The sequence below is a fragment of the Bacillus sp. AFS018417 genome (assembly GCF_002560985.1).
Lineage (GTDB): Bacteria > Bacillota > Bacilli > Bacillales > Bacillaceae_G > Bacillus_A > Bacillus_A rhizoplanae.
Window position 1 is genome coordinate 92,764 of record NZ_NTTM01000002.1, and the last position, 25,249, is coordinate 118,012.

The 25,249-nt window shown below is 37.3% G+C and carries 23 protein-coding genes and 2 other annotated features; of the genes, 6 read left to right on the plus strand and 17 right to left on the minus strand.

The annotated features are described in order from the left end of the window. Positions 1 to 441 precede the first annotated feature (441 nt). Together CN326_RS00725 and CN326_RS00730 are read left to right on the plus strand one after the other, a co-directional pair. On the plus strand, positions 442 to 945 hold the full coding sequence (locus CN326_RS00725; protein WP_098305195.1) for a DinB family protein: 504 nt from the start codon (positions 442 to 444) through the stop codon (positions 943 to 945). Positions 946 to 1,072: 127 nt separating this feature from the next. Beyond that, entirely contained in the window at positions 1,073 to 1,531 is a 459-nt protein-coding gene (locus CN326_RS00730; protein WP_098305197.1) for an NUDIX hydrolase, read from the plus strand. A 252-nt stretch (positions 1,532 to 1,783) separates the two neighbouring features. Here the strand turns inward: CN326_RS00730 and CN326_RS24440 are convergent, their stop codons facing one another. From CN326_RS24440 to CN326_RS00765, 7 genes are all read right to left on the minus strand, one after another. After that, a complete protein-coding gene (locus CN326_RS24440) occupies positions 1,784 to 1,942 on the minus strand; it encodes a hypothetical protein (RefSeq protein WP_098305199.1) in 159 nt (52 codons plus the stop codon). A gap of 294 nt (positions 1,943 to 2,236) precedes the next feature. Next, on the minus strand, positions 2,237 to 2,929 hold the full coding sequence (locus CN326_RS00740; RefSeq protein ID WP_098305201.1) for an ABC transporter permease: 693 nt from the start codon (positions 2,927 to 2,929) through the stop codon (positions 2,237 to 2,239). A 32-nt stretch (positions 2,930 to 2,961) separates the two neighbouring features. Beyond that, entirely contained in the window at positions 2,962 to 3,657 is a 696-nt protein-coding gene (locus CN326_RS00745) for an ABC transporter permease (protein ID WP_098305203.1), read from the minus strand. Next, positions 3,650 to 4,573, minus strand: a complete 924-nt coding sequence (locus CN326_RS00750; protein ID WP_098305206.1) for an ABC transporter ATP-binding protein — start codon at positions 4,571 to 4,573, stop codon at positions 3,650 to 3,652. The genes CN326_RS00745 and CN326_RS00750 overlap by 8 nt, the downstream gene beginning before the upstream one ends. 124 nt (positions 4,574 to 4,697) lie before the next feature. Continuing rightward, positions 4,698 to 5,633, minus strand: coding sequence for a HAMP domain-containing histidine kinase (locus CN326_RS00755; protein WP_098305208.1), 936 nt, complete (start codon positions 5,631 to 5,633; stop codon positions 4,698 to 4,700). Between the two features lies 1 nt (position 5,634). After that, positions 5,635 to 6,330 carry a response regulator transcription factor gene (locus CN326_RS00760; protein WP_098305210.1) on the minus strand — a complete coding sequence of 232 codons (696 nt, stop codon included), beginning with the start codon at positions 6,328 to 6,330 and terminating at the stop codon, positions 5,635 to 5,637. A gap of 124 nt (positions 6,331 to 6,454) precedes the next feature. Then, a complete protein-coding gene (locus tag CN326_RS00765) occupies positions 6,455 to 7,906 on the minus strand; it encodes an RNA-guided endonuclease InsQ/TnpB family protein (RefSeq protein WP_098305213.1) in 1,452 nt (483 codons plus the stop codon). A 541-nt stretch (positions 7,907 to 8,447) separates the two neighbouring features. Here CN326_RS00765 and CN326_RS00775 point away from each other — a divergent pair. The 3 genes from CN326_RS00775 (at position 8,448) to CN326_RS00785 (ending at position 9,686) form a co-directional block, all read left to right on the plus strand. Then, the gene (locus tag CN326_RS00775) at positions 8,448 to 9,041 is read left to right on the plus strand and encodes a hypothetical protein (protein ID WP_098305215.1); all 594 of its coding nucleotides are present in this window, start codon (positions 8,448 to 8,450) and stop codon (positions 9,039 to 9,041) included. 276 nt (positions 9,042 to 9,317) lie between these two features. Further along, complete coding sequence (locus CN326_RS24445) at positions 9,318 to 9,491, plus strand: hypothetical protein (protein WP_098305217.1); 174 nt, start codon at positions 9,318 to 9,320, stop codon at positions 9,489 to 9,491. Next, the gene (locus tag CN326_RS00785; RefSeq protein ID WP_098305219.1) at positions 9,492 to 9,686 is read left to right on the plus strand and encodes a YwbE family protein; all 195 of its coding nucleotides are present in this window, start codon (positions 9,492 to 9,494) and stop codon (positions 9,684 to 9,686) included. Positions 9,687 to 9,748: 62 nt separating this feature from the next. Here the strand turns inward: CN326_RS00785 and CN326_RS00790 are convergent, their stop codons facing one another. The 6 genes from CN326_RS00790 to zapA form a co-directional block, all read right to left on the minus strand. Further along, positions 9,749 to 10,948, minus strand: a complete 1,200-nt coding sequence (locus tag CN326_RS00790; protein ID WP_098305221.1) for a class I SAM-dependent rRNA methyltransferase — start codon at positions 10,946 to 10,948, stop codon at positions 9,749 to 9,751. A gap of 271 nt (positions 10,949 to 11,219) precedes the next feature. Beyond that, on the minus strand, positions 11,220 to 12,305 hold the full coding sequence (locus CN326_RS00795) for a nitric oxide synthase oxygenase (protein WP_098305223.1): 1,086 nt from the start codon (positions 12,303 to 12,305) through the stop codon (positions 11,220 to 11,222). Positions 12,306 to 12,545: 240 nt separating this feature from the next. Further along, positions 12,546 to 14,906 carry an endonuclease MutS2 gene (locus CN326_RS00805; protein WP_098305225.1) on the minus strand — a complete coding sequence of 787 codons (2,361 nt, stop codon included), beginning with the start codon at positions 14,904 to 14,906 and terminating at the stop codon, positions 12,546 to 12,548. 20 nt (positions 14,907 to 14,926) lie between these two features. Continuing rightward, on the minus strand, positions 14,927 to 16,645 hold the full coding sequence (polX, locus tag CN326_RS00810; protein WP_098305227.1) for a DNA polymerase/3'-5' exonuclease PolX: 1,719 nt from the start codon (positions 16,643 to 16,645) through the stop codon (positions 14,927 to 14,929). A 55-nt stretch (positions 16,646 to 16,700) separates the two neighbouring features. After that, positions 16,701 to 17,240, minus strand: a complete 540-nt coding sequence (locus CN326_RS00815) for a CvpA family protein (protein ID WP_098305229.1) — start codon at positions 17,238 to 17,240, stop codon at positions 16,701 to 16,703. Position 17,241: 1 nt separating this feature from the next. After that, the gene (gene zapA / locus CN326_RS00820; protein WP_141524942.1) at positions 17,242 to 17,511 is read right to left on the minus strand and encodes a cell division protein ZapA; all 270 of its coding nucleotides are present in this window, start codon (positions 17,509 to 17,511) and stop codon (positions 17,242 to 17,244) included. Positions 17,512 to 17,784: 273 nt separating this feature from the next. Here zapA and rnhC point away from each other — a divergent pair, with 273 nt between their 5' ends. Continuing rightward, positions 17,785 to 18,723 carry a ribonuclease HIII gene (gene rnhC, locus CN326_RS00825; protein WP_098305233.1) on the plus strand — a complete coding sequence of 313 codons (939 nt, stop codon included), beginning with the start codon at positions 17,785 to 17,787 and terminating at the stop codon, positions 18,721 to 18,723. 344 nt (positions 18,724 to 19,067) lie between these two features. Here the strand turns inward: rnhC and CN326_RS00830 are convergent, their stop codons facing one another. The 4 genes from CN326_RS00830 to pheS form a co-directional block, all read right to left on the minus strand. Next, on the minus strand, positions 19,068 to 19,535 hold the full coding sequence (locus CN326_RS00830; RefSeq protein WP_098305235.1) for a hypothetical protein: 468 nt from the start codon (positions 19,533 to 19,535) through the stop codon (positions 19,068 to 19,070). 123 nt (positions 19,536 to 19,658) lie between these two features. Further along, on the minus strand, positions 19,659 to 21,050 hold the full coding sequence (gene asnS, locus CN326_RS00835; RefSeq protein ID WP_098305237.1) for an asparagine--tRNA ligase: 1,392 nt from the start codon (positions 21,048 to 21,050) through the stop codon (positions 19,659 to 19,661). A gap of 50 nt (positions 21,051 to 21,100) precedes the next feature. Next, positions 21,101 to 21,354 (minus strand) — a binding site (T-box leader). A gap of 143 nt (positions 21,355 to 21,497) precedes the next feature. Continuing rightward, positions 21,498 to 23,918: a phenylalanine--tRNA ligase subunit beta gene (pheT, locus tag CN326_RS00840; RefSeq protein WP_098305274.1), complete on the minus strand. Its 2,421-nt coding sequence runs from the start codon at positions 23,916 to 23,918 to the stop codon at positions 21,498 to 21,500. A gap of 18 nt (positions 23,919 to 23,936) precedes the next feature. Continuing rightward, positions 23,937 to 24,971, minus strand: coding sequence for a phenylalanine--tRNA ligase subunit alpha (pheS, locus tag CN326_RS00845; RefSeq protein ID WP_098305276.1), 1,035 nt, complete (start codon positions 24,969 to 24,971; stop codon positions 23,937 to 23,939). A gap of 44 nt (positions 24,972 to 25,015) precedes the next feature. Continuing rightward, positions 25,016 to 25,243, minus strand: a binding site (T-box leader). Positions 25,244 to 25,249: the final 6 nt, after the last annotated feature.

Consider the following 25,249-nt stretch of genomic DNA (forward strand, 5'->3'; position numbering starts at 1 on the left):
AGTGAAACTGAATGTGTATTCATGTTGACTATTTTCATTATAGTATAGGGATTATTTCGTTACAATCATAATATTCAGACTATTTTATAACTATTACCATCCTACAAGCACTCTCCAACAAACAAGTGTAATCACTCCCGTTAATAACGGAAAACACAACTTGCCTTTTCCATACTCCTATACAAAATGCCACAATTCCCGCAACGATATACTCAGAACTCCAGCTCCCTCCTTACCATTAAACTCTACACATATAAAATCTTACAGCTATACGAGGCAAAATGTTCTGAGTTATTCTTTTTTACTGTTATAATGTTGCGAGAAAGGATTGACATAGTAATCTAGTAACAATGCAACTCCTTTATTTTTCTTCATACTAGAAGGAAACTATAAAACTTTCACGAATTTACCATTTGAATCCAATCATAGGAGGTTTTTTCTATGTTCCAAACAATTGAAGGCTTTTTAACATCATGGAAATACGAAGCGGAGTCAACACAAAAGGTATTAGATGCTCTTACTGATGAATCGTTAAAACAAGCAATCACGCCGGAAAACTGGACGTTAGGGCGCATTGCATGGCATATTGTCACTGCTATTCCTGTCATTACATCCCGTACAGGATTAAAGTTTGAAGGAGAAACAAAGGATTATCCTGTACCAACGTCAGCTAAGTATATCGCAGATAGCTATCGTCAAATGAATAAGGCATTTACTGAAGCATTACAAACACAATGGACAGATAAAGATTTAGCAACGATAAATGATTTCTTTGGAAAACCAATGCCAAATTCAATATTTATAATGACTGTTATCAACCATCAAAACCATCATCGTGGGCAAATGACGGTACTCATGCGTCAAGCTGGATTAAAGGTTCCTGGTATTTACGGCCCTGCAAAAGAAGAATGGGCTCTAGCTGGAATGACAGCGCCGCAAATGTAATATTTGCTTACTAAATAAAAATAAGGTTCCTCTTTTTTGAGGAACCTTATTTTTATTCTATAAGAACAAAACAAATTTCTCTGGAATTATTTATAATGGATGTAAATGAATATTGGAGCTGAAACGTATGGATTATATAAGTTATTTAAGAAATATGGTTGGACATGAAAAAGTAATTATGGTGGCCGCAGGTTGTTTTGTATTTAATGAAAAAAATGAAGTGCTTCTACAATTACGATCCGATAACGGAAAGTGGGGACAGCCTGGCGGATTTATGGAAATGGGGGAGACAGTTGAAGATACAGTAAGGAGAGAAGTGTTAGAAGAAACTGGTTTAAAATTGGGTAAACTTGAATTCTTTAATGTGTATTCTGGAAAAGATTACGAAAGAACACTATCTAACGGCGATCAAGTTGCCTTAGTGAAGTTAGCTTATATTTGTAGAGATTTTCACGGAACATTACATACTCATAACGAAGAAAGCTTACAGCTAAAATTTTTCCCCTTAAATAACTTGCCTGAACTATGGCGTGATCAACAAGCAGCTTTTGAAGATTTGTTACAGTTTATAAAAATAAAGAATTAATTCCTATTAAAATTAGAGTCATACAAATCCAGTTTGAATAATAAAAAGACAAGATTGATAATGAGTATGCCCCTATCAAGTAGACAGTAAAGAAAAGACCTATATGGTTACGCACTTTTTCATCACCTGAGTTCGATATTCTATCGGACTCAGGTGATTTGGTTTTTCTTGAAATCGTTCTGTGTTATAAAGTGAAACTTCCGTCAGTGGGGGTCTTACTGCCCGTTAATGCGGGATAAAAATAAATCATCACTATATTAAAAGCATTCTAACTCCATTTATCATTACGGTTACTATCCCTATCACCATGAAAAGTAAAAAAAACTTCTGCTCTGGATTTCTGTAATATAAGATTACCCCTATTAAAAGTGCTATAAGCCCACCTACTAGATTAAGTACCAGTAAATCCATAATCGTTCCTCCCTAATTAACTTTTATTATGCTGAATACTAGTGCCATTCCTATCAAAACAACACTTCGTATTTTAATCCCCTTTCGCTCCCGCTTTATATTTATATAATAAGAAATGAAATTCTCTTTTTTCTTACGAATTTCTTAAGTTAAAAAGGCTTATAGAATTGCTCTTTCTACAAGCTAAAAATTCCTATTAGAATTAGAGTCATACAAATCCAATTTCAATGATAAAAAGACAAGATTGATAAAAATCTTGTCTTTTTACTACACTTTGCAATACTATCTGAAAAACTAAATCGCATCCTCTTTCTCAATGTCCCGAATTGCTAAGTAGGCAATTATAATTCCAACAGCTGCAAGGACGAACTGAATGGGAATAGTGGTGACTATTGAGAACGCTGGATTATAAGAACAAGCGAATGAAACGACAAGAAATGATGATACAATTGTGGTAGGAACAGAATACTTACGCATCCCGAAATATAGTGGGATTAGACTTGTACCTGCCGCAGCGATTGCAAATGGAATCATATTGATAGCTTGCTGCATCCATTCAGTAAATGTTATAGAGTATGATATAAACGAGAAGTATCCTTGTAAAAGAAAGACAGCACCTGTAATAACTATATTAGATAACCAAATTGTTATAAATGTCAGTATAGCAATAATAGCTAATTTACTAGCAATGATTTTCTTCCGCTTGATCGGATAAGAGAACATGAGCATTATTGTCTTATTTTTATATTCTTCAATAACTAATTGCGCAAGTAATACTGCTGCAAAGACAATAAATGTTGCCCGTACCATTGCTCCTATCAATAAAAAAGCCTCCTCAGAATTCGTCATAATTACATCATTTTCTATTTCCTGGATATAGTTTATGGAAATGAATAAGGCCGTAATAATGATGTTGGCAATTAATGCTCCTTTTACATACCAACCAAATTTAAACTTTTTCATTTCTAGCTTCATGAGGTGTAGCATAATGGTCTCTCCTCCTAGTTCATCTACTTTGCTTATTTAAATAAGTCCGCCTGCTCAACTTTTCGCACTGTCATATAAGCAATCACTACTCCAATACAAGCTAATATAATTGGAATGATAATAATATCACTTAATGAAGTTCCACCATTATTCGAGCATACGAGAGACACGATTATAATAGAAGATATAATAGTCGTACGAACGGAATACTTTCTCATTCCAAAGAAAAGCGGGATTAAGCTCATGCCCGTTGCTGCGATTGCATTCATTACTAATTTCGCTGCATTATGTGTAACAATCGGTAATGTTAATGCTTCCGAAAGCACTGGATTATAAGCATTAGCAACATAAAACAAACTAAACACAATCATTTCCGAAATAATCATTGAGAAAAAAGTAAATACAATCACAATGAGTAATTTGGCGATAATAAGTTTTTGTCGATTGACTGGATACATGAATAGCAATGTTATCGTCTTATCTGTAAATTCTTGAACAATTATTTTTGCTAGTAAACTCGCTCCAAAAATAATAAACGTTGCACGTACCAAAGTATCTATGACAGAAAATAATTCATTGTAATTTGAAAAAGCAATGTCTCCTTCTGATTTTGAAGCATATCCAATTAGTAGAAGAAAACCAAAAATTATAAACGCCGCAATGAATGCCCCTCTGATCGAAGAACCAACTTTAAATTTTATCAGTTCTAATCTCATCAAATTAAGCATGGATGCCGCCTCCGTTCATAAGGTTTAAGAAATAATCTTCCAGTGAGCTATGCTTCTTATTAATTCCTTCAATTACGATATCATTCATAATGAGCGTTTTTGAAATCTCTTGCTGTGCTATTCTTGCTTCATAAATTCGAATCGTATTTTCATTCATTACTTTAAAGTTTGTAAGGCGTAGTTTATTCTCTAAAACATAGGCTGCTTGTTTTACATCCTGAACCGTAACCTCAATATACTCTGTTTGTTTACCGTTAATACTTTTCATCGAAACTTCTTTTATTAGCTTCCCACTTTGAATGACACCAATTGTATCTGCCATTTGCTCCATTTCCGCTAAAATGTGGCTGGAAACTAATAGAGTAATCCCATATTCTTTACAAAGCATTTTAAATAATTCTCGTAATTCTTTAATGCCGATTGGATCTAAACCGTTAATTGGTTCATCTAAAATTAACAGCTCTGGTTTTGTTGTAATCGCTCTTGCAATTCCTAGCCGCTGTTTCATCCCAAGTGAAAAGTCTTTTACCTTCTTGTCGTCTACATTGTGTAAGTTTACAAGGTCTAACGCTTGATCAATTGCTTTCTTGTCATAATAGCCCATGTACTCACAATGTAAATACAAATTCTCTCTCGCTGTTAGTTTTTCATAAAAGATTGGGTATTCAATAATCGTTCCCATTCGCTTTAACACTTCATATGATGTATCTGTTAATTTCTCACCGAAAATCTCAATTTCACCGCTTGTTGGTTTAATTAAATTCGTTATCATTTTCATAATTGTTGTTTTACCAGCACCGTTTGGTCCTAAGAATCCATATATTTCACCTTGTTTCACATGCATATTTACATTAGAAATAACTTCTTTGCCATGAAACACTTTCGTTAATTGATTCGTTTTCAATACATATGTCATTTTCATTCCCCTTTCGCACTTGCTCTATATTTGCATTGTAAGCAACGAAGTTCTCTTTTTTCTTACTACATTCTTACAAATTTCTTAAGTTGAAAAAAGCTTGTAGAATTGCTCTTTCTACAAGCTAAAAGTTGATTCTTCTTAACATAACCGTAAACACTGTTTTCTCATATGGCGTACTAGACAGATGGATTTCTCCCCCTAATGCTTCTACAAGGCGCTTCGTAATCGTCAGCCCCAGTCCGCTGCCTTGATACAAACGATTTCGTGAATCTTCCAATGTGTACATACGTTCAAATACTTTATCGATGTGAGATTCAGAAATTCCTTTTCCTTTATCCCATATGTCCACATACACAAACTTATCATCATTTCGTAGTGTAATCCCTAATATTTTTCCGTCTCCCCCATAAGCAATTGCGTTTGAAATTAAGTTATTCATAATCCTTCCGATGACTTCTGTATTTCCGTGCGCATATATTGGCATTTCTGGTATATCAATATGAACATCAAATCCTTGTGTTGTTAATAAATCATAAAACGATAACATATGTTCCTGACAAATTTCATTCATATGAATCCGCGTCATTGCAATATCTTTATCGCCGGATTCTAGTTTTGCTAGATCGAAAAACTTATGAATAAGATCTAACACTTCTAACGTTTTCATATGAATTTTTTCTAGTAATATCTTTCTCTCTTCTTCGCCTATCGTTTCATCTACATTTAAAATTTCAACATAACCGAGAATCACAGTAAGCGGCGTCTTTAAATCATGTGATATGTTGGAAAGCATTTTCCTCATCGATATTTCTAGTTTCGAATGTTTCGCAATTGTTTTTTTCTTTTCATCTAGCAAATCATTAATTGCCACTAATAATGATTTCAATTCTTTATCATCTGTTACTACTAATAAATTTTCACTCGTTTGCTTCTCTACAATAGCCTGCAACTTTTCATATGTATAACGTAAATTCGCACTTCGATTTTTCCCCGTGCGATATTGAAAATAAATAACACCAATTAATATAAAAATAATAGCCGTTAAAAATAAAACCATTCTATATCACTTCCAGCTTATAACCGATGCCCCATAGTGTCTTAATGTACTGCGGCTGAGATGGATCGTCCTCAATTTTCTCTCGCAGCCTTCTCATATGAACATTAATGACATTCTCATCACCGTAATATTCTTCATTCCAAATCAAGTTATAAATTTGCGCCTTTGTAAACACACGATTTCGATTTGTCGCAAATAGCTTTAAAAGCTCAAATTCTTTAGAAGTAAGTTTAATATCTTTGTTGTTTTTCTGAATAGTAAAATTCGTCGTATCAATTTTCAAATCACCTATTACAATCATTTCATCTTCTCTCTTTTGCGGAGCGGAATATTTCGTCGAACGACGAATACCTGCCTTCACCCGTGCAGACAATTCAATCATAGAAAACGGCTTACAAATATAATCATCTGCGCCAAGTCCAAGCCCTAATGCTTTATCAACATCCGTGTCTTTTGCTGACATAATTAAAATTGGTACAGAACTCTTTTTTCGAATCATATTCATCACTTCTAAGCCATCTATTTTAGGCATCATAATATCAAGAATAACTAAATCAAACTGATCTTCTAAAAACTTCGCTATTCCTTCCTCTCCGTCCGAGGCTACCGCTACAACAAACCCCTCTTTTGTTAAATACCCATTGACCATTTCTTGAATCGATATATCGTCTTCTACCAATAAAATTTTATGTTGCACACCATCACCCGTTTTCTTGAAAATTTATAATTATATTGTAATACGATGGTTGAATTTGGTAAATGAAAACTCCCGCCACTTATCTCCTTCGGATCTTGAAGTGGGGGTTTCTTGTGTATCATCTTCAAGAGATGCTTAACACAAGCGGAGTTGACACAGCTGCCTGATGGCACAACCCCTCTATTCCATCGGCAAATGCCTTTGGAACTACTTTTTTTAAGATGTTATAGGCACCATTCACATCAGCATTCAGTAATTTGTTCTCTTTCGTACGATACAAGCCACGTTTGATACGTTTTCCACTGAATACAGGGATGTCTTCCTCATCGTAAGTAGGAATCGCATCATTGTCTAGAAAGGATGCTTTGCTTGTATACGACTCTTCCACAACTTGTACCATTATGCCTTGCCTTTTCGCCTTGTAGTGGATCATTTCAATGAGTAGATTATGCGGGATATGGCAGAAGGATTGATTCTGTTGTTTCCCCATATCACTGTTTTGTTTCCATGATGTATTTTTCCCAATCATAATCGTTGAAATCTCGTGTTGAATCGCAAACTGAACAATATGGTAACTCATTTTGTGAAAGAGATCTTTTATTTTTAGAAACCGTTTTTCATGAAGCCTCTCTAAACGCTTGGATGTATGTGGTCCTTCTTTGGGTTCTTTTCCATGACGAAGAATGCCCAGTAAATGCGCCTTTTGTTTGTTGTAGTATTGATTGATACTTTTAATCACATTGCCCTTTACTAACACAGGAGTAGCCCCGGTATTCGTTGCGATGGTTGCAATGTTATTGACTCCTAAATCAATACTCATATAACAGTTGTTATCAATGTGCTTAGGTGGCGGCTCAGACTGTTGTGTTACAATTTCTACCTTAAATTTCCCGTAAGCAGGAGAAACACGTACTTCTTTTAGATTTTCGATCTCTCCGAACAATTTACCGATATTTAGTTTGATACTTGTTTTGGGAAAACGGATATACTTACCTTGGAGTTTACATACTTGATTCGTGAATACAACTTCTCTCATAGATAATTTGATGTAGTTTGGAATACGAGGTTTACCAGTAAAAGTGGAAGGATGTTTTTTGTATTTTTTTATGGACTCAAAAAATGAATCCCAGTTTTTGAAAAGCTTTCTCATAACTGCTTGATTCACTTGTGATGGCAGGTTTATATAATCTTGTTGCCTCATTGTTTTAAACAAACAATCCAGGAAGTTATAGGATAGGAATGATTTTTCTTTTGTCGGTAGAGTAAACAAATTACACTTGATTTCTTTCCGTTCTTCTGCTGGCTTTTCTTTCTGCTTTTGTAAGTTTTTTTGATACGTACGAAGTTGATTTTCATTCATAATTCCAATATACGCTTGTAATGTATGAAGAACTTCTTGTTGAAGTGGCTGTGATGGTTTCTCAGCACGTAAGGCCGTATATACTTGGCGAATGTAAAAGTTTGTTGTGTTATAGAGATTTTTTGCATTTTGACACATTTCTAGGAAGTAAGGGTATAACTTATGACCTTTCTTAATCGAAATTTGGTAGGTTACATATTCTTTTTCTTTCGTCATCAATTTCACCTCCTTCTTTCTTTTATGATACTACAAAACACCTAAAAAGAACATAAGTTCGCATTGATGAGAAAATATTTTTTATGAGCACGACAGCAATTCAGCCCCACCTTAAACTTGGCTATGTCTTGCATGTTTTGAAGGTGGGGTTTCCTTGCCCATTTCCCGATAAATATAACCATGTTCCTACCATTCTTTTATCCCGCATTAACGGGCAGTAATACTCCCACCTCAAAATTCGGTGAAAGCAAAGAAGTTAGGAGGGAGATAAACTGCCCGTAAAAGCCCGATTGCTTCAACTAATAATCAGTGGGGATGAAGAAACCCCCCACTGATTAAAGTTTCACTTTATCCCGACTAGCATGTAGCATAGTTCCTCACTTTAATTCCTCATATATAAATACAATTACATTCAAACGGCTTTTATTTACAAAAAAAACGAAATATTCAATAAGTTTATCCGTCGGACAAGTATACAAGCAAAAGCGATACAATTCCATATAATTGAATTATATTTTAAAAGAAAGGAGTTTTATTATTCTTGTCAGACAAACACTTTAATTCTTATTGGTGCCCGGCTCCAAAATGTCCAGGAGAATCCGCTGTATTTACGACAGGATCTATATGTAGAAACCCCAATACCGAGATCGTGATCGTCACGCTTTCAAATGAGCATTACAACATGCCCCAAACCGTCACCGTATCCGTGTTAGATTGGCAAAATATGTGTAATCCAGCCGAGGTAGCCAAGTTTGTATTTTTTTGTGGGCAAGTCGTCAATCCACCTTTAAACACCGCACAAGCGATTCAACCTCAGCAAAGCAACATCGTTCCGCCTGACAACGTTCAACCGATTCTCACACCGCTTACATTTACAATTCCTCCTCGCAATCTTCTCGTGATTCACGCATTTCTCCCAAATCCTTTTCAGCAACCAAATACTTGCTACGAAGTACTTGTGACTCCTCAATATGGACCTGCCAAATGTATCATCACGAACACATTTGGAGTCAATACTGCGGGTATTCCGCAAGATGGAAATACAATCTTGCATCATCAATTTTTACCTACTCCTGCCATTTCACATCTTCTCCCAAATTATCCTTACGCTCCGCTTAGTTTTATCACTCCATAAGAGAACAGATTATTATATCATCCACAATTTAGGAAATATGAGTAAAAGCCCCTTCAGTTCATACACTGGAGGGGCTTTTTGTTAAGTAAATCGATACATGAACTATCGATTCGTTTTAACGCATTTCCAAAAGAAGTCCTTTACGACAACTTTTCCACTCTCATATCCCAAGCTTCTTATTTCTCCATAATCCAGCTTCATTTCTTCCCTCAACAATGATATGATGGAGTTCACTATGAATGTTTACAATTCACTGTATATAAAAGGAGATTTAATATGTCAGAAAATAAAAAAGTAAGCCTAGCGGATTTAATGCGTGAGCAACTTGCGAAGAAACAGCAAGGAAATGCAAATGGATCAAATGCTAAAAATCAAAGTCAAGCAACAAAGAAATTGCAAAATCAACAAACGAAGAAGCCAAACAATCAACGCAGACGCACAGGTGTATAAATGAACGGACAGAAGCGAACAAATATTTCACCTGGGCTTGAGGTTGATATTGTATTAAAGCAAGATCAGCGTACGGGGAAACTAACTAGAGGTATTGTGAAGGATATTTTAACAAATTCTCCTTCACATCCACACGGTATTAAAGTCCGCCTTCAAGATGGACAAGTTGGTCGTGTAAAAAATATTATTTCATAAGAAAAGGAGCTCATTATTGAATAATGAGCTCCTTTTCGTTGAATAGTCGATATATTGTACATTTAGCCTTTGATTTTTTTGATGAATACAACTTTTAAGTAATCCCCTTCTGGAAACTGTGAAATTGTACGGAAGTCCTCTGGTAATGAATGTTCTTCTAATACTTTATACTTGCCATCCATCTCTTTAAATGCTGTATCAATAAAACCTTTAAACTTTTTCATACCGAAGGCACTGCAGTTTGTAGAAGCTACGATAATACCGTTATTTTCTGTAATCGCAATTGCTTCTTTTAATAAATTTTTATAATCTTTCGCAGCACTAAATGTATATTTTTTTGAACGTGCAAAGCTTGGCGGATCTAGAATCACCATATCAAATTTCAGTGCTTTCTTTACTGCATATTTGAAATAGTGAAATACATCTTCTACAATAATATCTTGCGCTTCGTAATCAACACCGTTCACGCTAAATTGTTCAATTGTTTTACTTAAGCTGCGGTTCGCAAGGTCAACACTTGTCGTTTTTGCCGCTCCACCTAGTGCTGCAAAGACAGAAAACGCACCTGTATAGGAGAACATATTCAAGACTGTTTTACCGTCTGCATACTTGTCACGAATTTGCTTTCTTACATTACGTTGATCTAAAAACACCCCGACCATTGCCCCGTCGTTTAAATACACCGCAAAGTTTACACCATTCTCTTTGACAATAATCGGAAACTCTCCGCGTTCTCCTGCTACGAAATCGTCTTCTTCAATATACTGCCCCTTTGTATCAAAGCGCTTCTTCTGATAGATCGCTTTAAATTCTGTAACATTTTGCAATGACTCGATAATCTCTTTACTAAATTGATAAATTCCCTCGCTATACCAGCTAATTACGTAATACCCATTATAATAATCAATAATTAAGCCGCCGATTCCATCGCCTTCACCATTGAACACGCGAAATGCTGTTGTATCTGAAGCTTCATAGAAGTTTTTTCGTTTACTTAAAGCGGATTTAATCTTCTTTTCAAAGAAGGATTGGTCGATTTGTTCTTGTTCTTTTCTTGTTAGAATCCATCCATATCCTTTATTTTGCTTCCCGTAATATCCTTTACCGATAAAATTTTTTTTTTCGTCCACAAGCTTTACGATTGTACCTTCTGCATTTACATCATGTAAATTGATAATCGCTTCTTTCGAAATAAGTGGATAACCACTTTTTAATTCATTTACGTATTTCGTCTTAACTTTTAAAATAACTTCTGTTTTCATCACATATCCTACCTTTCAATTCCAATGCTTTCTAGCTATTCAGAAAGGCTTATACGAAGTCAGAAGCTTAATCACAACTTATCTTATGTATGAAACCACTCTATATTAGAAGCACATATATTCACAAAATGAAATAGGGCTGTTTATATAAGTATCCCCCATAAACAGTCCCTTCTAACTATACCACGTTATTCTTTTATCCCGCTATTCGTGGATAGTGAAACTCACACTGATGGAAGTTTCACTTTATCCACACAGCAAGCTCAAATCTTTACAAGTTCTTACCCTTTTTATGAAAAAAATTAGGTGTAAGTATTTGATTTGGATAAGGCTTATGATAAATATGCGTTGCTGCAGGAGATACAGGCGGAATTAACCATACCCAGTTCCCTGTTACAAGACGGCCGCACGCTGCTTCTTGTTTCTCAAATTGACTAAACTGCTGAGCCGCCGTATGGTGATCTACAATAGTTACTCCTTGTTTTTTGAAAGAATATAAAACAGCTACATTTAATTCTATTAATGCTTTATCTTTCCAGAGTGTACTATTTCTTGACGTATCTAATCCCATCATCTCAGCAACAGCGGGAAGAAGGTTATAACGATCTTGATCAGCTAAATTGCGAGCACCTATTTCTGTTCCCATATACCAGCCGTTAAAGGGTGCGGCTGTGTAAGAAATACCGCCAATTTCTAAACGCATATCCGAGATCATCGGAACCCCGTACCACTTTGCTTCCAATGAGGAGAATGGATACTCCGGATGTTCTAACGGCACTTCTTTTACATATTCTTTTGGAATTGGCATATACACTGGTTCATTTCCATCAATCGAGAATACAAGCGGCAACACATCAAAATGTGTCCCCTGCCCTTGCCAACCAAGGCTCTTACAAAACGCTGAAAATGACAGTGAATGAGAGTCACCGATAACTCCGTTTTCTGTTTCATATCCAGCGTAGCGAATCAATTGGTGATTATAAATCTGAATTTGATTATGCTCACCTTGATATTGTTTAAAAATAGTAATTGTAGGTAGGATTTTCCCGTCATTTGTAGCATATTGAATATGATGAAGCAATGCCTCATATATACCTTCTGCATCATTTACATCGCGTGCATCTAATACATGCAGCTTATTCCAAAAGAGACGACCGATGCAGCGGTTACTATTTCTCCACGCCATTCGTGCCCCGTGAACAAGCTCCTCAAAAGTATGTTCATACGTTCCTGTGTTCTGTATTTCAGCTTCAATTTGTGATAATCTATCTTGTATTTCATGAGATTTTTCTAGTTCATTGTAGCAATCTGTAATAAAATTAGTTGCTTCCTCTAACAGTTTTTTCGTTTTAATCATAACGTCACCTTCTATTCCTGTATAACATCTTCTATTATACATAACAACTTCTACTCATGCCCATACTCTAATACCTAGAAAACAGGCAATGAAAAAGAACACCAAAAACGGTGTTCTCTCCCTTATTTCGCAAAAAACAGCAAATATATAACCCCAATAATAAAGAACGTTCCACAACAAGCTAACAATACTTTTGCAAGTTTGTCCATAAACATAGCCGTTTCCCCTTTGCTTGTTTTCCTACTTCAATTCTACAACAGTAACACCAAGGCCTCCCTCGCCCATATCACCATATCGGAAGCTTTTCACGCCGCGATGGTTTTTCAAGTAATCTTGTACACCTTGGCGCAGTGCTCCTGTTCCTTTTCCATGAATAATCGAAACGCGTGGATAGCTTGCGAGCTGTGCATCATCTAAATATTTTTCAACACGTGCCATCGCATCTTCAAAGCGCTCACCGCGAAGGTCAAGTTCTAAAGAAACATGATAGTCTCTACCTTTTACCGCTGTCACTGCTTTTTTCTCAACAGGAGCTGGCGTGTTAATATATTCCATATCGGACTCTTTTACTTTCATTTTCAAAATTCCAATTTGGACGTTCCATTCATTGTCACTTACTTTTTTAAGAAGCTGACCTTTTTGACCAAACGTTAATACTTTTACTTCATCGCCTGGCTGCAACACTTGTTTTGGCGCTGTGTTTTTCACTTTTGTCTTTTGTTTTTTCACAAGCTCCGGTGCTGCTCCTGCTAAACGGCTTTTTGCCTCAATTAGCTCGTGATCTTTAATATCAGCAAGCTTTGCTTTTCGCAATTGACGCAGTTCACGAATAATTTCTTCTGCTTCTTTCTTCGCAGCTTCAACTTTTTCTTCGCCTTCTTTTTGTGCTTTTAATAATCTTTCATCACGTTCTTCGTTAAATTCAATAATTTGACGCTGCAATTCTTTATGAAGCTTATCAGATTGCTTACGAAGCTCTTCTGCTTCATTCCATTCACGCTCAGCATTCTTTTGGCTTTCTTCCAGCTTAGCAATCATATTTTCTACTTTATTTGATTCTGTACTAATATGACCACGAGCACGGTCAATTACGCGGTCAGATAAACCAAGGCGTTTTGAAATTTCAAAAGCGTTACTTCGTCCTGGTACACCAATTAACAATTTGTAAGTTGGGCTTAATGTATTTACATCAAACTCAACACTTGCGTTAATCACTTGTTCACGATTATATCCGTATGCTTTTAGCTCTGGATAGTGCGTCGTTGCGACAACGCGCGCACCGCGGTTATACACTTCATCTAAAATTGAAATTGCAAGCGCAGCTCCTTCTTGCGGATCTGTTCCTGCTCCTAATTCATCAAACAGTACTAAGCTTTCAAAATCAGCTTGCTCTAAAATATCAACAATGTTTACCATGTGAGATGAGAATGTACTTAAACTTTGTTCAATAGATTGCTCATCACCGATGTCGGCAAAAACATGTTTAAACACACAAATTTCCGATTCATCAAGAACAGGAATTTGCAGACCGGACTGCGCCATCAATATACAAATCCCTACCGTTTTTAATGTAACAGTTTTACCACCTGTATTTGGTCCTGTAATAACGATTGTTGTAAAGTCTTTTCCAAGCACAATATCGTTTGGCACAACGACTTTAGGATCAATAAGCGGATGACGGGCTTGGCGTAAATTCATATAACGTTCATTGTTCAAAATTGGTTTCGTTGCTTTTAATCGTTTCGCATAGAAAGCTTTTGCGAAAATGAAATCTAGCTCTGCCACAACATCAACGTTCTCTAAAATAATATCAGCCTCGGCAGCGACTTCTTCTGTTAACATCATTAAAATGTGTTCTACTTCTTGTTTTTCTTTTACCCGTGCTTCTTGCAGTGTGTTATTCAATTCAACAATGACTTGCGGCTCGATAAATAACGTTTGTCCTGAAGCAGACTGATCATGAACGATACCACCGTATACACCGCGATATTCTTGTTTCACAGGAATTACATAGCGATCGTTACGAATCGTTACAATTGCATCTGATAACATCTTCTGTGCGTTAGAAGAACGCGTCATATTTTCAAGTTTCTCACGAATTCGGCTTTCCGCTGTACGAATTTGCTGACGAATACCGCGTAGTTTTTCACTTGCACTATCAACTACTTCTCCGCCATCACTAATGCAATTTGTAATTTTCTTTTCTAAATCATATAAAGATATAATGCGTGCTACATACGTGTCTAAAATCGGCAGTTCAACGCCGTTTTCAACCATATCTTCAATAAATCGTTTTATTTGACGGCTTCCATACATCGTACTAGCAATGTCGAGCAGTTCATGCGGACTTAGCATACTGCCAATTTTCGCACGTTTTACATTTGGACGAATATCAAAAATCCCGCCAAGCGGCACATGTCCTTTTAAACGGATCACTTTCGCTGCTTCATCTGTTGTTTCTTGAAGTTCTACAACTTCTTCATAATTCGTGCTCGGCATAAGCCCTTTCACTTTATCGCGGCCAAGTGAAGAAGCAACGTGCTCAAGCAATTGTTCTTTTATTTTGTCATATTCTAATACCCGCAACGTTCGTTCTAACATAGTTGCTTGTCCCCCTTGTGTTACTTATTACGCTTAATATAATCTAATAAACGTTCAATATCCCATGTGTTAATAACTGTATCTTTTTGAATCCAACCTTTTCGCGCTGCAGCAACACCAATTTCCATATCCTCTAGCATTTCAAGCGTATGGGCATCTGTGTTAATCGCGATTTTCACACCTGCATCTTGCGCTTGTTTTAACAGTTTCGCACTTAAATCTAAACGATTTGGATTTGCATTTAATTCAAGTACAGTATTTGTTTCTTTCGCAAGCTCAATTAATAAATCTGTATCGACATCATATCCTTCGCGTCGACCAATTAAGCGGCCCGTTGGATGCGCAATCATTGTCACATGATGATTTTCAATTGCCGTGCGAAGGCGCTTCATAATTGTTTCACGATCTTGTGAGAAACTAGAATGAATCGCACCAATGACATAATCAAGCTCCGCTAATACTTCATCATCAAAATCAAGCGTTGCATCCGGTAAAATGTCCATTTCAATACCACGTAAAATGGTGATATCCGGATACTTTTCATTAATGCGTTCAATTTCTTTTCCTTGCTCACGAAGACGTTCTTTCGTTAAACCATTCGCCACTTTTAAGTATTGTGAATGGTCGGTAATTGCCATATATTTATATCCACGAGCGCGACATGCTTGTACCATTTCCTCAATAGAAAAAGCACCGTCACTCCACGTCGTATGCATATGTAAATCACCTTGAATATGAGAGAACTGAATTAAATTCGGATACTGCCCAATCAAGTCAATTTCTTTCCCATCTTCACGCACTTCTGGCGGAATAAATGGAAGTCCAAAGTGTGCAAAAAACGCTTCTTCTGTTTCAAATGTCTTCACTTCACCCGTTTCTAAGTTTTCAACACCGTATTCACTAATTTTCTCACCTTTATCTTTCGCAATTTGGCGCATTCTTACATTATGGTCTTTTGAACCTGTGAAATGGTGAAGAGTGGTAATAAATTCTTCCGGCTTAACAAGACGGAAATCAATAGAAATATCGTACTCATACTGAAGGCGTACAGAAACTTTTGTATCTCCGCTTGCAATGACCTCAATCATATTTTCAAACTGCAATAAATGCTCGCGCACCTTTTCTGGTTCTGTTGTTGCAATGATAAAATCTAAATCTTTCACTGTTTCGCGAACACGGCGCAAACTACCAGCACGGGAATACCGAATAATTTCTGGTACATTCGACAATTTCCGTTCTATTTCCCCGGCAATAGGAAGCACCATCGCCACCGGAAGACGTTCTGGACGAGAACCAACTTGAGCAATTGCTTCTAATATTTTCTCTTCCGTTTTCTTACCGAATCCCGCAAGCGCTTGAATTTTCTTCTCCTCACAAGCTTTCTTTAATGTTTCCATATCTACAACGCCAAGTTCTTTATATAACTTCGCTACTTTTTTTCCGCCAAGGCCTGGTAATTTTAAAAGCGGCAATAAGCTGCTCGGTACTTCTTTTTCCAACTCCGCAAGCACTTCTGACGTTCCAACTTCAATGTATTCTGCAATAACGGCTGCGGTTCCTTTTCCGATGCCTGGTATTTTCGTAAAATCTTCAATCTCTGAAAGGCTGCGATCATCACTTTCTAACGCTGCTGCCGCTTTACGAAATGCTGATATTTTAAAGGGATTTTCACCTTTTAGCTCCATGAAAAGTGCAATCGTCTCAAGTAGTTGAATCACTTGTTTTTTATTTACTTTCATTCCTCTCCCACCTTTCCATCATAGAAAAAAACTTCTCTTTCAAAAAAAAGAGAAGTTATACCTTGTTACCTGTCTGCCATAATTCCTTAACTTTTTCAGAAAGAATTGGTGTATCATTTACAATTGCTTTGCTTATTGTTGATGTATTAAGCGACGTTTGTACTTGTTCAACTGGAAGTATCGTACCGATTACAATTAATACGAACAATATAATATACACTTCTAAAAAACCTAAGATTGCTCCGCCTAATGCGTTAACCTGTTTCAAAACAGGGATTTCTGTAAACATATTCAAAAGCTGTCCCAGTAACGTTAACGCGATTTTTGTAATGATAAATAATGCGATAAACGCAATTGCTTGGTAAAAAATTGTTTCCATACTATTTGCATCGATCCAATTTGGCACATTTGTTTCTGGCTTAAATGGATACGGAATAATCTTTTGCAGTACCGGTGCTAAATCTTTGCAATACCAGTATGCCACAAGATAGGCAATAATAAAGCTTGCTAACTTTACAAGCTGCAGTACCAGTCCTCTTCTTAGTCCAAGGAGAAAACCCATAACAAGCAATACAATGATTATAATATCAACCATGTTATTCAATTCCTTTTTGTTTCATTCTTTCTTTCAATTTTTCATTTTCTTCTTTTAATTTTATGTAATCATGCACGACATTGACTGCCGTCAACACCGCCAATCGATTTGTGTCAAGCGAAGGATTCTTAGCATTCAGTTCGCGCATTTTATCATCCACAATCGCCGCGACTATGCGTATATGACTTGTACTTTCATCGCCAACAACTGAATATTGTTGACCATAAATTTCTACATTAATTTTACTTCGATTTCCTTTTTGTTGTGACAACTTACTGTCCTCCAATCCCGTACAGAATCCTACAGATTATCATACCATGAAAAAACATGATATGGAAACAGAAACAACAATTCGATATGATAAAAATATAAAGTGAAACTTCCAACGGTGTGAATGCTTTATCCCCACTGTTGGAAAGCTCTCATCAATCGGGCTCTTAGGAGCAATTACCTCCCACCTATCTTCTTTGATTTCTCAAAATTTTGAGGCGGGAGTCTTACTGCCCGTTAGCGCGAGGGAAATAATGAAAAAGGAGCGACCATTTTGTCAAATTCTATTGTCATTCAAGTAAGTTCTGCTGTTATAGAGGACATGAAAACAAAATACGCACAAGCATTGCAACCAAAAATCCCCCAAGGCGGTATCTTCATGGCAAAGGTTCCATCTTGCACAATTACAGCCTATAAATCAGGAAAGGTAATGTTTCAAGGTGGACGTGCAGCTGAAGAATCTAGTCATTGGCAAGCAAATGCTGCAGCGCCAAAAGCTTCTGTAAAGAAAAGTGTAAATGACCATTCCTATGCACCGCCAGCTTCCATCGCTACTATGTCTATTCTCGGTTCGGATGAAGTCGGAACAGGAGATTATTTTGGACCGATGACAGTTGTGGCAGTATACGTCGATGCAGCGCAAATTCCATTATTAAAAGAACTCGGCGTTAAAGACTCAAAAAACTTAAATGATGCACAAATTTGTGAAATTGCAAAACAATTACTGGCGGTTGTCCCTTACAGTTCCCTTGTTCTTCACAACGAAAAATATAACGAAATGTTTGAGAAAGGCTACAATCAAGGACAACTAAAAGCGATGCTTCATAATAAAGCCATTACAAACTTATTAGCTAAGATGGCGCCAACAAAACCAGAAGGCATATTAATTGATCAGTTCACACAACCGGCTACATATTATAAATATTTAGCAAAGCAGAAAAACGTACAACGTGAAAACGTATATTTCGCTACAAAAGGTGAAAGTGTACATATCGCTGTTGCAGCAGCTTCCATTTTAGCTCGTTATTCATTTGTAAGACAGTTTGATGAACTGAGCAAAAAAGCGGGTATGACGCTTCCGAAAGGCGCCGGGAAGCAAGTCGATATTGCAGCAGCAAAATTGATTCAAAAGCTTGGGAAAGATAGATTACCTGAGTTTGTGAAATTACATTTTGCGAATACGGAAAAGGCGTTTCGATTGTTAAAGAAATAGCTATTTTTCAGTATGGGCAGGATACGTATAGACTAAACAAAGAGCTGACCCAAAAGGCACATAGGTGCCTTTTGAAGTCAGTCCTTTTTCCGTGTCCACCGATATATCGATCGTTCTTTGCAATTATCGGCGCTTTTCTCACTGATGGAAGGCTCTCACCAATTGGGCTTTTACGGGCAGTTTTCTCCTTAGCTCTTCTCCATCCTTTACTGCCCGTTAATGCGGGATAAAGACCTTACGACGATATTCGACATGCGAGTAGTCGAGCCGCTGAACTGGATCATGCCGAAAAGTGAAAGGAGCTGACTAAAAAGTGGATTTTTTAGTCAGCTCCTTTGTTTTTACTACTCTGTTTTAAACGTCTCTGCAACTTTTTTTGAGACTTCTTTTAAATCATAAAACTCAACACGTTCTTTCTCTGGTGTATCTTTATGCCCAATTACAACTTCCCCGTCATCTTCTACCCAAACAAAGTAATTTTCAACCGAACCATCATTATAATCCATAGTCATATTGTAGCGAATAGCGGATTTAGCTTCTTCATCTAGCAATAGTGTTTTAGGTTCATCCCCGTTTTCCGCCAATCCAACCTGCTCCATCGCGGATACAAGTTGTTTTATATCATTTTCTTTTTTCAATACTTTCGTACCTTTCGTTTTCGTAGATGTAAGCTGAATCTCCTTTATTTCTTTCCCTTGAAACGTAACAACCTCTGCCTCTTGTGATGTAGGAACTACTTTTTCTTTTCCATTTCCGCATGCACTTAAGCTGATTAGCATCACCGCTAAGAAACATACCATTCTTTTTTTCACAAGTTCAGCTCCTTTCTCTTTCTCATAATTGTTTCTCCTTATCTCACATCTCCCCCTGCTCAAAAGAAAAATAAAAAGAGGTATATCAGACAGCAAGATTGCTGTTGATATACCTCTTTTTTATTAAAACTCTGCAGAACCTGGTGTTCTTGGGAATGGAATCACGTCACGAATGTTCGCCATACCAGTGATGTACATTAAGAAACGTTCGAAACCTAGGCCAAATCCAGCGTGTTTTGTACCACCGTATTTTCTAAGCTCTAAGTACCACCAGTAGTCTTCTTCGTCCATGCCTAATTCTTTAATTCTGTCTACTAAAACATCCATTCTTTCTTCACGTTGACTTCCGCCGATTAATTCCCCGATGCCAGGAACAAGTAAGTCTGTTGCAGCTACTGTTTTACCGTCATCGTTTAAGCGCATGTAGAATGCTTTAATATCTTTTGGATAGTCTGTTACGAATACAGGACGTTTGAATACTTGTTCAGATAAGTATCTTTCATGCTCTGTTTGTAAGTCAATTCCCCATTCTACTGGGTATTTGAAGTCTGCACCTGATTTTTGAAGCACCTCAATTGCTTCTGTGTATGTGATGCGTCCAAAGTCAGAGTTGATTACGTTGTTCATGCGCTCTAGAACTGTTTTATCAACAAAGCTATTGAAGAATTCCATTTCTTCTGGTGCGTGCTCTAACACATATTTCATTGCATATTTCAGCATGTCTTCTGTTAAATCCATTACATTTTCTAATTCAGCGAATGCAATCTCAGGCTCAACCATCCAGAACTCAGCTGCATGGCGAGTTGTGTTTGAGTTTTCAGCACGGAATGTTGGACCAAATGTATATACATCGCGGAACGCTAATGCATAAGCTTCAGCATTCAATTGTCCACTTACTGTTAAGTTTGTTTCTTTGCCGAAGAAGTCTTTTGAATCATCTACTTGTCCGTCTTCACCTTTTGGTACGTTGTTCATATCATGCGTTGTTACGCGGAACATTTCACCTGCACCTTCAGTGTCGCTTCCTGTAATAATTGGTGTATGAACGTGTACAAAGCCGCGCTCTTGGAAGAACTGATGGATCGCAAACGCTGCGATAGAACGCACGCGGAATGTCGCTGAGAATGCATTTGTTCTTGGACGTAAATGAGCGATTGTACGTAAGTATTCAAACGTATGACGCTTCTTTTGCAATGGATAATCAGAATCTGATAATCCCTCAACTTCGATTTTGTCCGCTTTAATTTCAAACGGTTGCTTTGCAGTTGGCGTTGCGATTAGCGTACCTTCTACTTTAATAGAAGAGCTTAACGGAAGCTTCGCAATTTCGTTAAAGTTATCTAGTTCTGTATCAAAAACGATTTGAACGCTTTTAAAGAAGCTACCATCGTTTAATTCGATAAAACCAAATACTTTTGAATCACGTAAGTTACGGATCCAACCTGATACTTGTATTTTTTGATCTACATACTTATCAGTTTCTCTATACAGACTTTTTACTAATGTGTTTTCCATATTAAAATTCTCCTTTACTTATATTTAAATACAAAAAAACCTTCCATCCATAAAGGGACGAAAGGTTAAACTTCGCGGTACCACCCAATTTGTCATAAAGACCAGCTCCAACTCGTATGTATTACACATACTTCCCGGTTTGTAACAGGCCGGATTCCCGTCTAAGTCTACTCTTGAACACACAGTTCAATTTCGGTTAGCAACTCCAAGGTGTTCTTCACATATACCGCCTCATCAGGCTTGCACCGTCCCTGACTCGCTTTGGATTATAGTATATACTACTTTTCCTTATCATCGTCTTTCATTTTGTTAAACTAAAATTAATGTACTACATTCGAGGCAAAGATGCAAGTTATCGTTCTATATATCGACTCTTCTACAACATACGACATGAATTCTCCCTATAAAAAAATAGCTGCCGGAATTTTTTCCGACAGCTGTTTTTTATTATTTACGTAACTCCGCACCAAATTTCTCTTCTACCGCTGCTAATACACGGCTATGTGCTTCTGTTACTTCTTCATCTGTTAATGTACGTTCTGGGTCGAAGTAGTTCATAGAGAATGCAAGTGATTTTTTGCCTTCTTCCATTTTTTCGCCTTCATATAAGTCGAATAATGTTACTTCTTTTAAAAGTGCTCCGCCTGCTTCAGCAATTGTTTGCTTCATTTCGCCAGCTTTTACTTCAGTAGCTACAACAACAGCCATATCACGTGTCATAGATGGGAAACGTGGAATTGTAGTGTAGTATGTTTCTTCTACATCTGCACCAAATACTTTTACAAGAGACAATTCGAATACGTACGTTTCTTTTACATCTAATTGTTTTTGTGCTTCTGGATGTAATTGACCGATGAAGCCAATAACTTCACCGTCTAGTAAAATGTCAGCTGTACGGCCTGGGTGCATGCCTTCACGTTTTGCTGGTACATACGTGATGTTCTTAGCAACGCCAAGTACGTCAAATAATCCTTCTAATACACCTTTCATAACGAAGAAGTCAACAACCTTCTTCTCACCTTGCCATTGATGATGAAGAGTAAGCCCTGTCATAACCCCAGCAATATGTTGTTCTTCTTTCGGAAGTTCACCTTCTACTGTTGGTAAGAATACAGAACCTACTTCGTATAATGCAACGTTATCTACTTTACGAGCATTGTTATAAGCTACTGCTTCTAATAATTGCGGTACTAGGCTTAAACGAAGCTGACTGCGCTCTTCACTCATTGGAAGTGCAAGGTTCACAGGTGTCTTTTCGTTTGACTCAACCATATATTGTTTTGCTTTTTCAGCACTTGTTAATGAATACGTAATCGCTTCATATAACCCAGCGCCTTCTAAATAACGGCGTACTTTACGACGCTTTGTTTGCGCTGCTGTTAATTTACCACGTGTAATTGTACCAGTTGGTAATGTTGAAGGAATATGGTCGTATCCGTATAAACGACCTACTTCTTCTACTAAATCTTCTGGAATTGTAATATCAGGACGACGTGCTGGTACGTCCACATGGAATGTTCCTTCTACTTCTGTGAATGGGAACTTTAAGTTTGTGAAAATTGTATTCACTTGACCAGCAGAGATCTCTGTACCTAATACACGGTTAATTTTTTCAACTGTAACAGATACTGTACGCTCTTCTACTTGTAAGTGATCAACTTCTACAACGCCTTCTAACGCTTCGCCGCCAGCATATTTTGCCATTAATGCTGCTGCGTGTTGAATCGCTTCGAATGTACGTGTTGGGTCGATGCCCTTTTCAAAACGAGCACTTGATTCGCTGCGAAGACCTAAGTCCTTTGATGTGCGGCGCACTGTTTGACCTGCGAAATATGCAGACTCGATTAATACGTTTACTGTATCGTTATCTACTTCAGAGTTTGCTCCGCCCATTACCCCGGCAACAGCTAACGCTTTTGTACCGTTTGTAATCACAAGGTGATGAGCTTGTAATGTACGCTCTTGATCGTCTAATGTTGTCATTTTCTCGCCTTCTTGTGCAAGACGAACAACGATTTCTTTTGATCCTAATTTATCATAGTCAAATGCATGTAACGGTTGACCATATTCAATTAAGATATAGTTTGTAATATCAACTACATTGCTAATTGGACGAATGCCAGCTGCCATTAGGCGCGTTTGCATCCAAATTGGTGATGGACCAACTTTTACGTTTTTTACCATTTTTGCAATGTATAATGGGTTTTGCTCTGTTGCTTCTACACTTACAGAAATGTAATCAGATGTTTTCTCTGCTGCTTCTTGTAAGTCTGCTGCTGGAAGTTTCACTTCACGGCCGTAAATTGCTGCTACTTCGTATGCAACACCTAACATGTTTAAGCAGTCTGCACGGTTCGGTGTTAAACCTAGTTCAAGTACTTCATCATGTAGGTTTAAGATTTCTAATGCATCTGTGCCAACTTCTGCATCACTTGGGAAGATGAAAATACCTTCTGCATAATCTTTTGCAACTAATTTTCCATCAATACCAAGCTCTTGTAAGGAACAAACCATACCGTGAGAAGCTTCACCGCGTAGTTTTGCTTTTTTAATTTTGAAGTTACCAGGAAGAACAGCGCCAACTTTTGCAACTGGTACTTTTAAACCTTTCGCAATGTTAGGAGCACCGCAAATGATTTGAACTGGCTCTTCTTCACCGATGTCGATTAAGCATTTGCTTAACTTATCAGCTTCCGGGTGTTTTTCGCACTCTAATACGTGACCAACTACAACACCTTTTACGCCTTTATTTAATACTTCAACGCCTTCTACTTCGATACCGCTTTTCGTAATTTTATCAGCTAATTCTTGTGCTGTTACATCTTTAATATCTACATACTCTTGTAACCAACGATATGATACGAACATTCTTTATCTCTCCTTCCCTTACGCTCGTTTGAATTGTTGTAAGAAACGTACATCGTTTGTATAGAAATGACGAATGTCATCAATGCCGTACTTTAACATCGCAATACGCTCTGCACCCATACCGAATGCGAAGCCTTGATATTCTTTTGAATCATAGCCAGCCATTTCAAGTACGTTTGGATGAACCATACCTGCACCTAAAATTTCAATCCAGCCAGTTCCTTTACATGTGCCGCAACCTTTTCCATGACACATCATACAAGAAATATCCATTTCAACAGATGGCTCTGTGAATGGGAAGAAACTTGGACGAAGGCGAATTTCACGGTCTTCACCAAACATCTTCTTCGCAAATGCTTGTAATGTACCTTTTAAATCACTCATACGAATGTTTTTATCGATTACAAGACCTTCAATTTGCATGAACTGATGAGAGTGCGTCGCATCATCATCATCGCGGCGATATACTTTACCAGGGCAAATAATTTTAATTGGGCCTTTTTCTGTATTCTTTTCCATCGTTCTTGCTTGCACAGAAGATGTATGTGTACGAAGCAACATTTCTTCTGTAATGTAGAAAGAATCTTGCATATCGCGTGCTGGGTGATCTTTTGGTAAGTTTAACGCTTCGAAGTTGTAATAATCTTTTTCTACTTCTGGACCTTCAGCAACTTCATAGCCCATACCGATGAATAAATCTTCAATTTGTTCAACAACCGCTGTTAACGGATGATGACAACCTGTATTTACAGGACGGCCTGGTAATGTTACATCAATTGTTTCAGATGCTAATTTCGCTTCGATTACCGCTTTTTCTAAATGATTAATTTTTTCTTCTAAACGTGTTTGAATTGCTTCGCGTACTTCGTTTACTAAAGCTCCCATACGTGGACGCTCTTCTGGAGATAATTTCCCCATACCACGCAGTACTTCTGTAATTGGACCTTTTTTTCCTAAATACGCAACGCGTACATCATTTAAGCCCTTTAGCTCTTTCGCTTCTTCAATCAGCTGCAGTGCTTCTTGCTTTAGCTCTTTTAAACGTGCTTCCATTTGGAACCCTCCTAATTTTAAAAATAAAAAAACCTCGCTCCCTAAAAAGGGACGAGGTAAATTCGCGGTACCACCCTAAATTGACAGAACGAGTCTGCCCACTTCATTATTATAACGGCTTTTTAAACCGGAACGCCTTTACATATAAATGGTCCTGGCGTCAACTCCAGAGGTGAATTCACTCACGTCTACTATAAGAGTGCTTTCAGTCTATGGCACTCTCTCCCTACATAGCGATTTTGTAAGTTACTCTTCTCTATCAACATTTTTTAGTATTA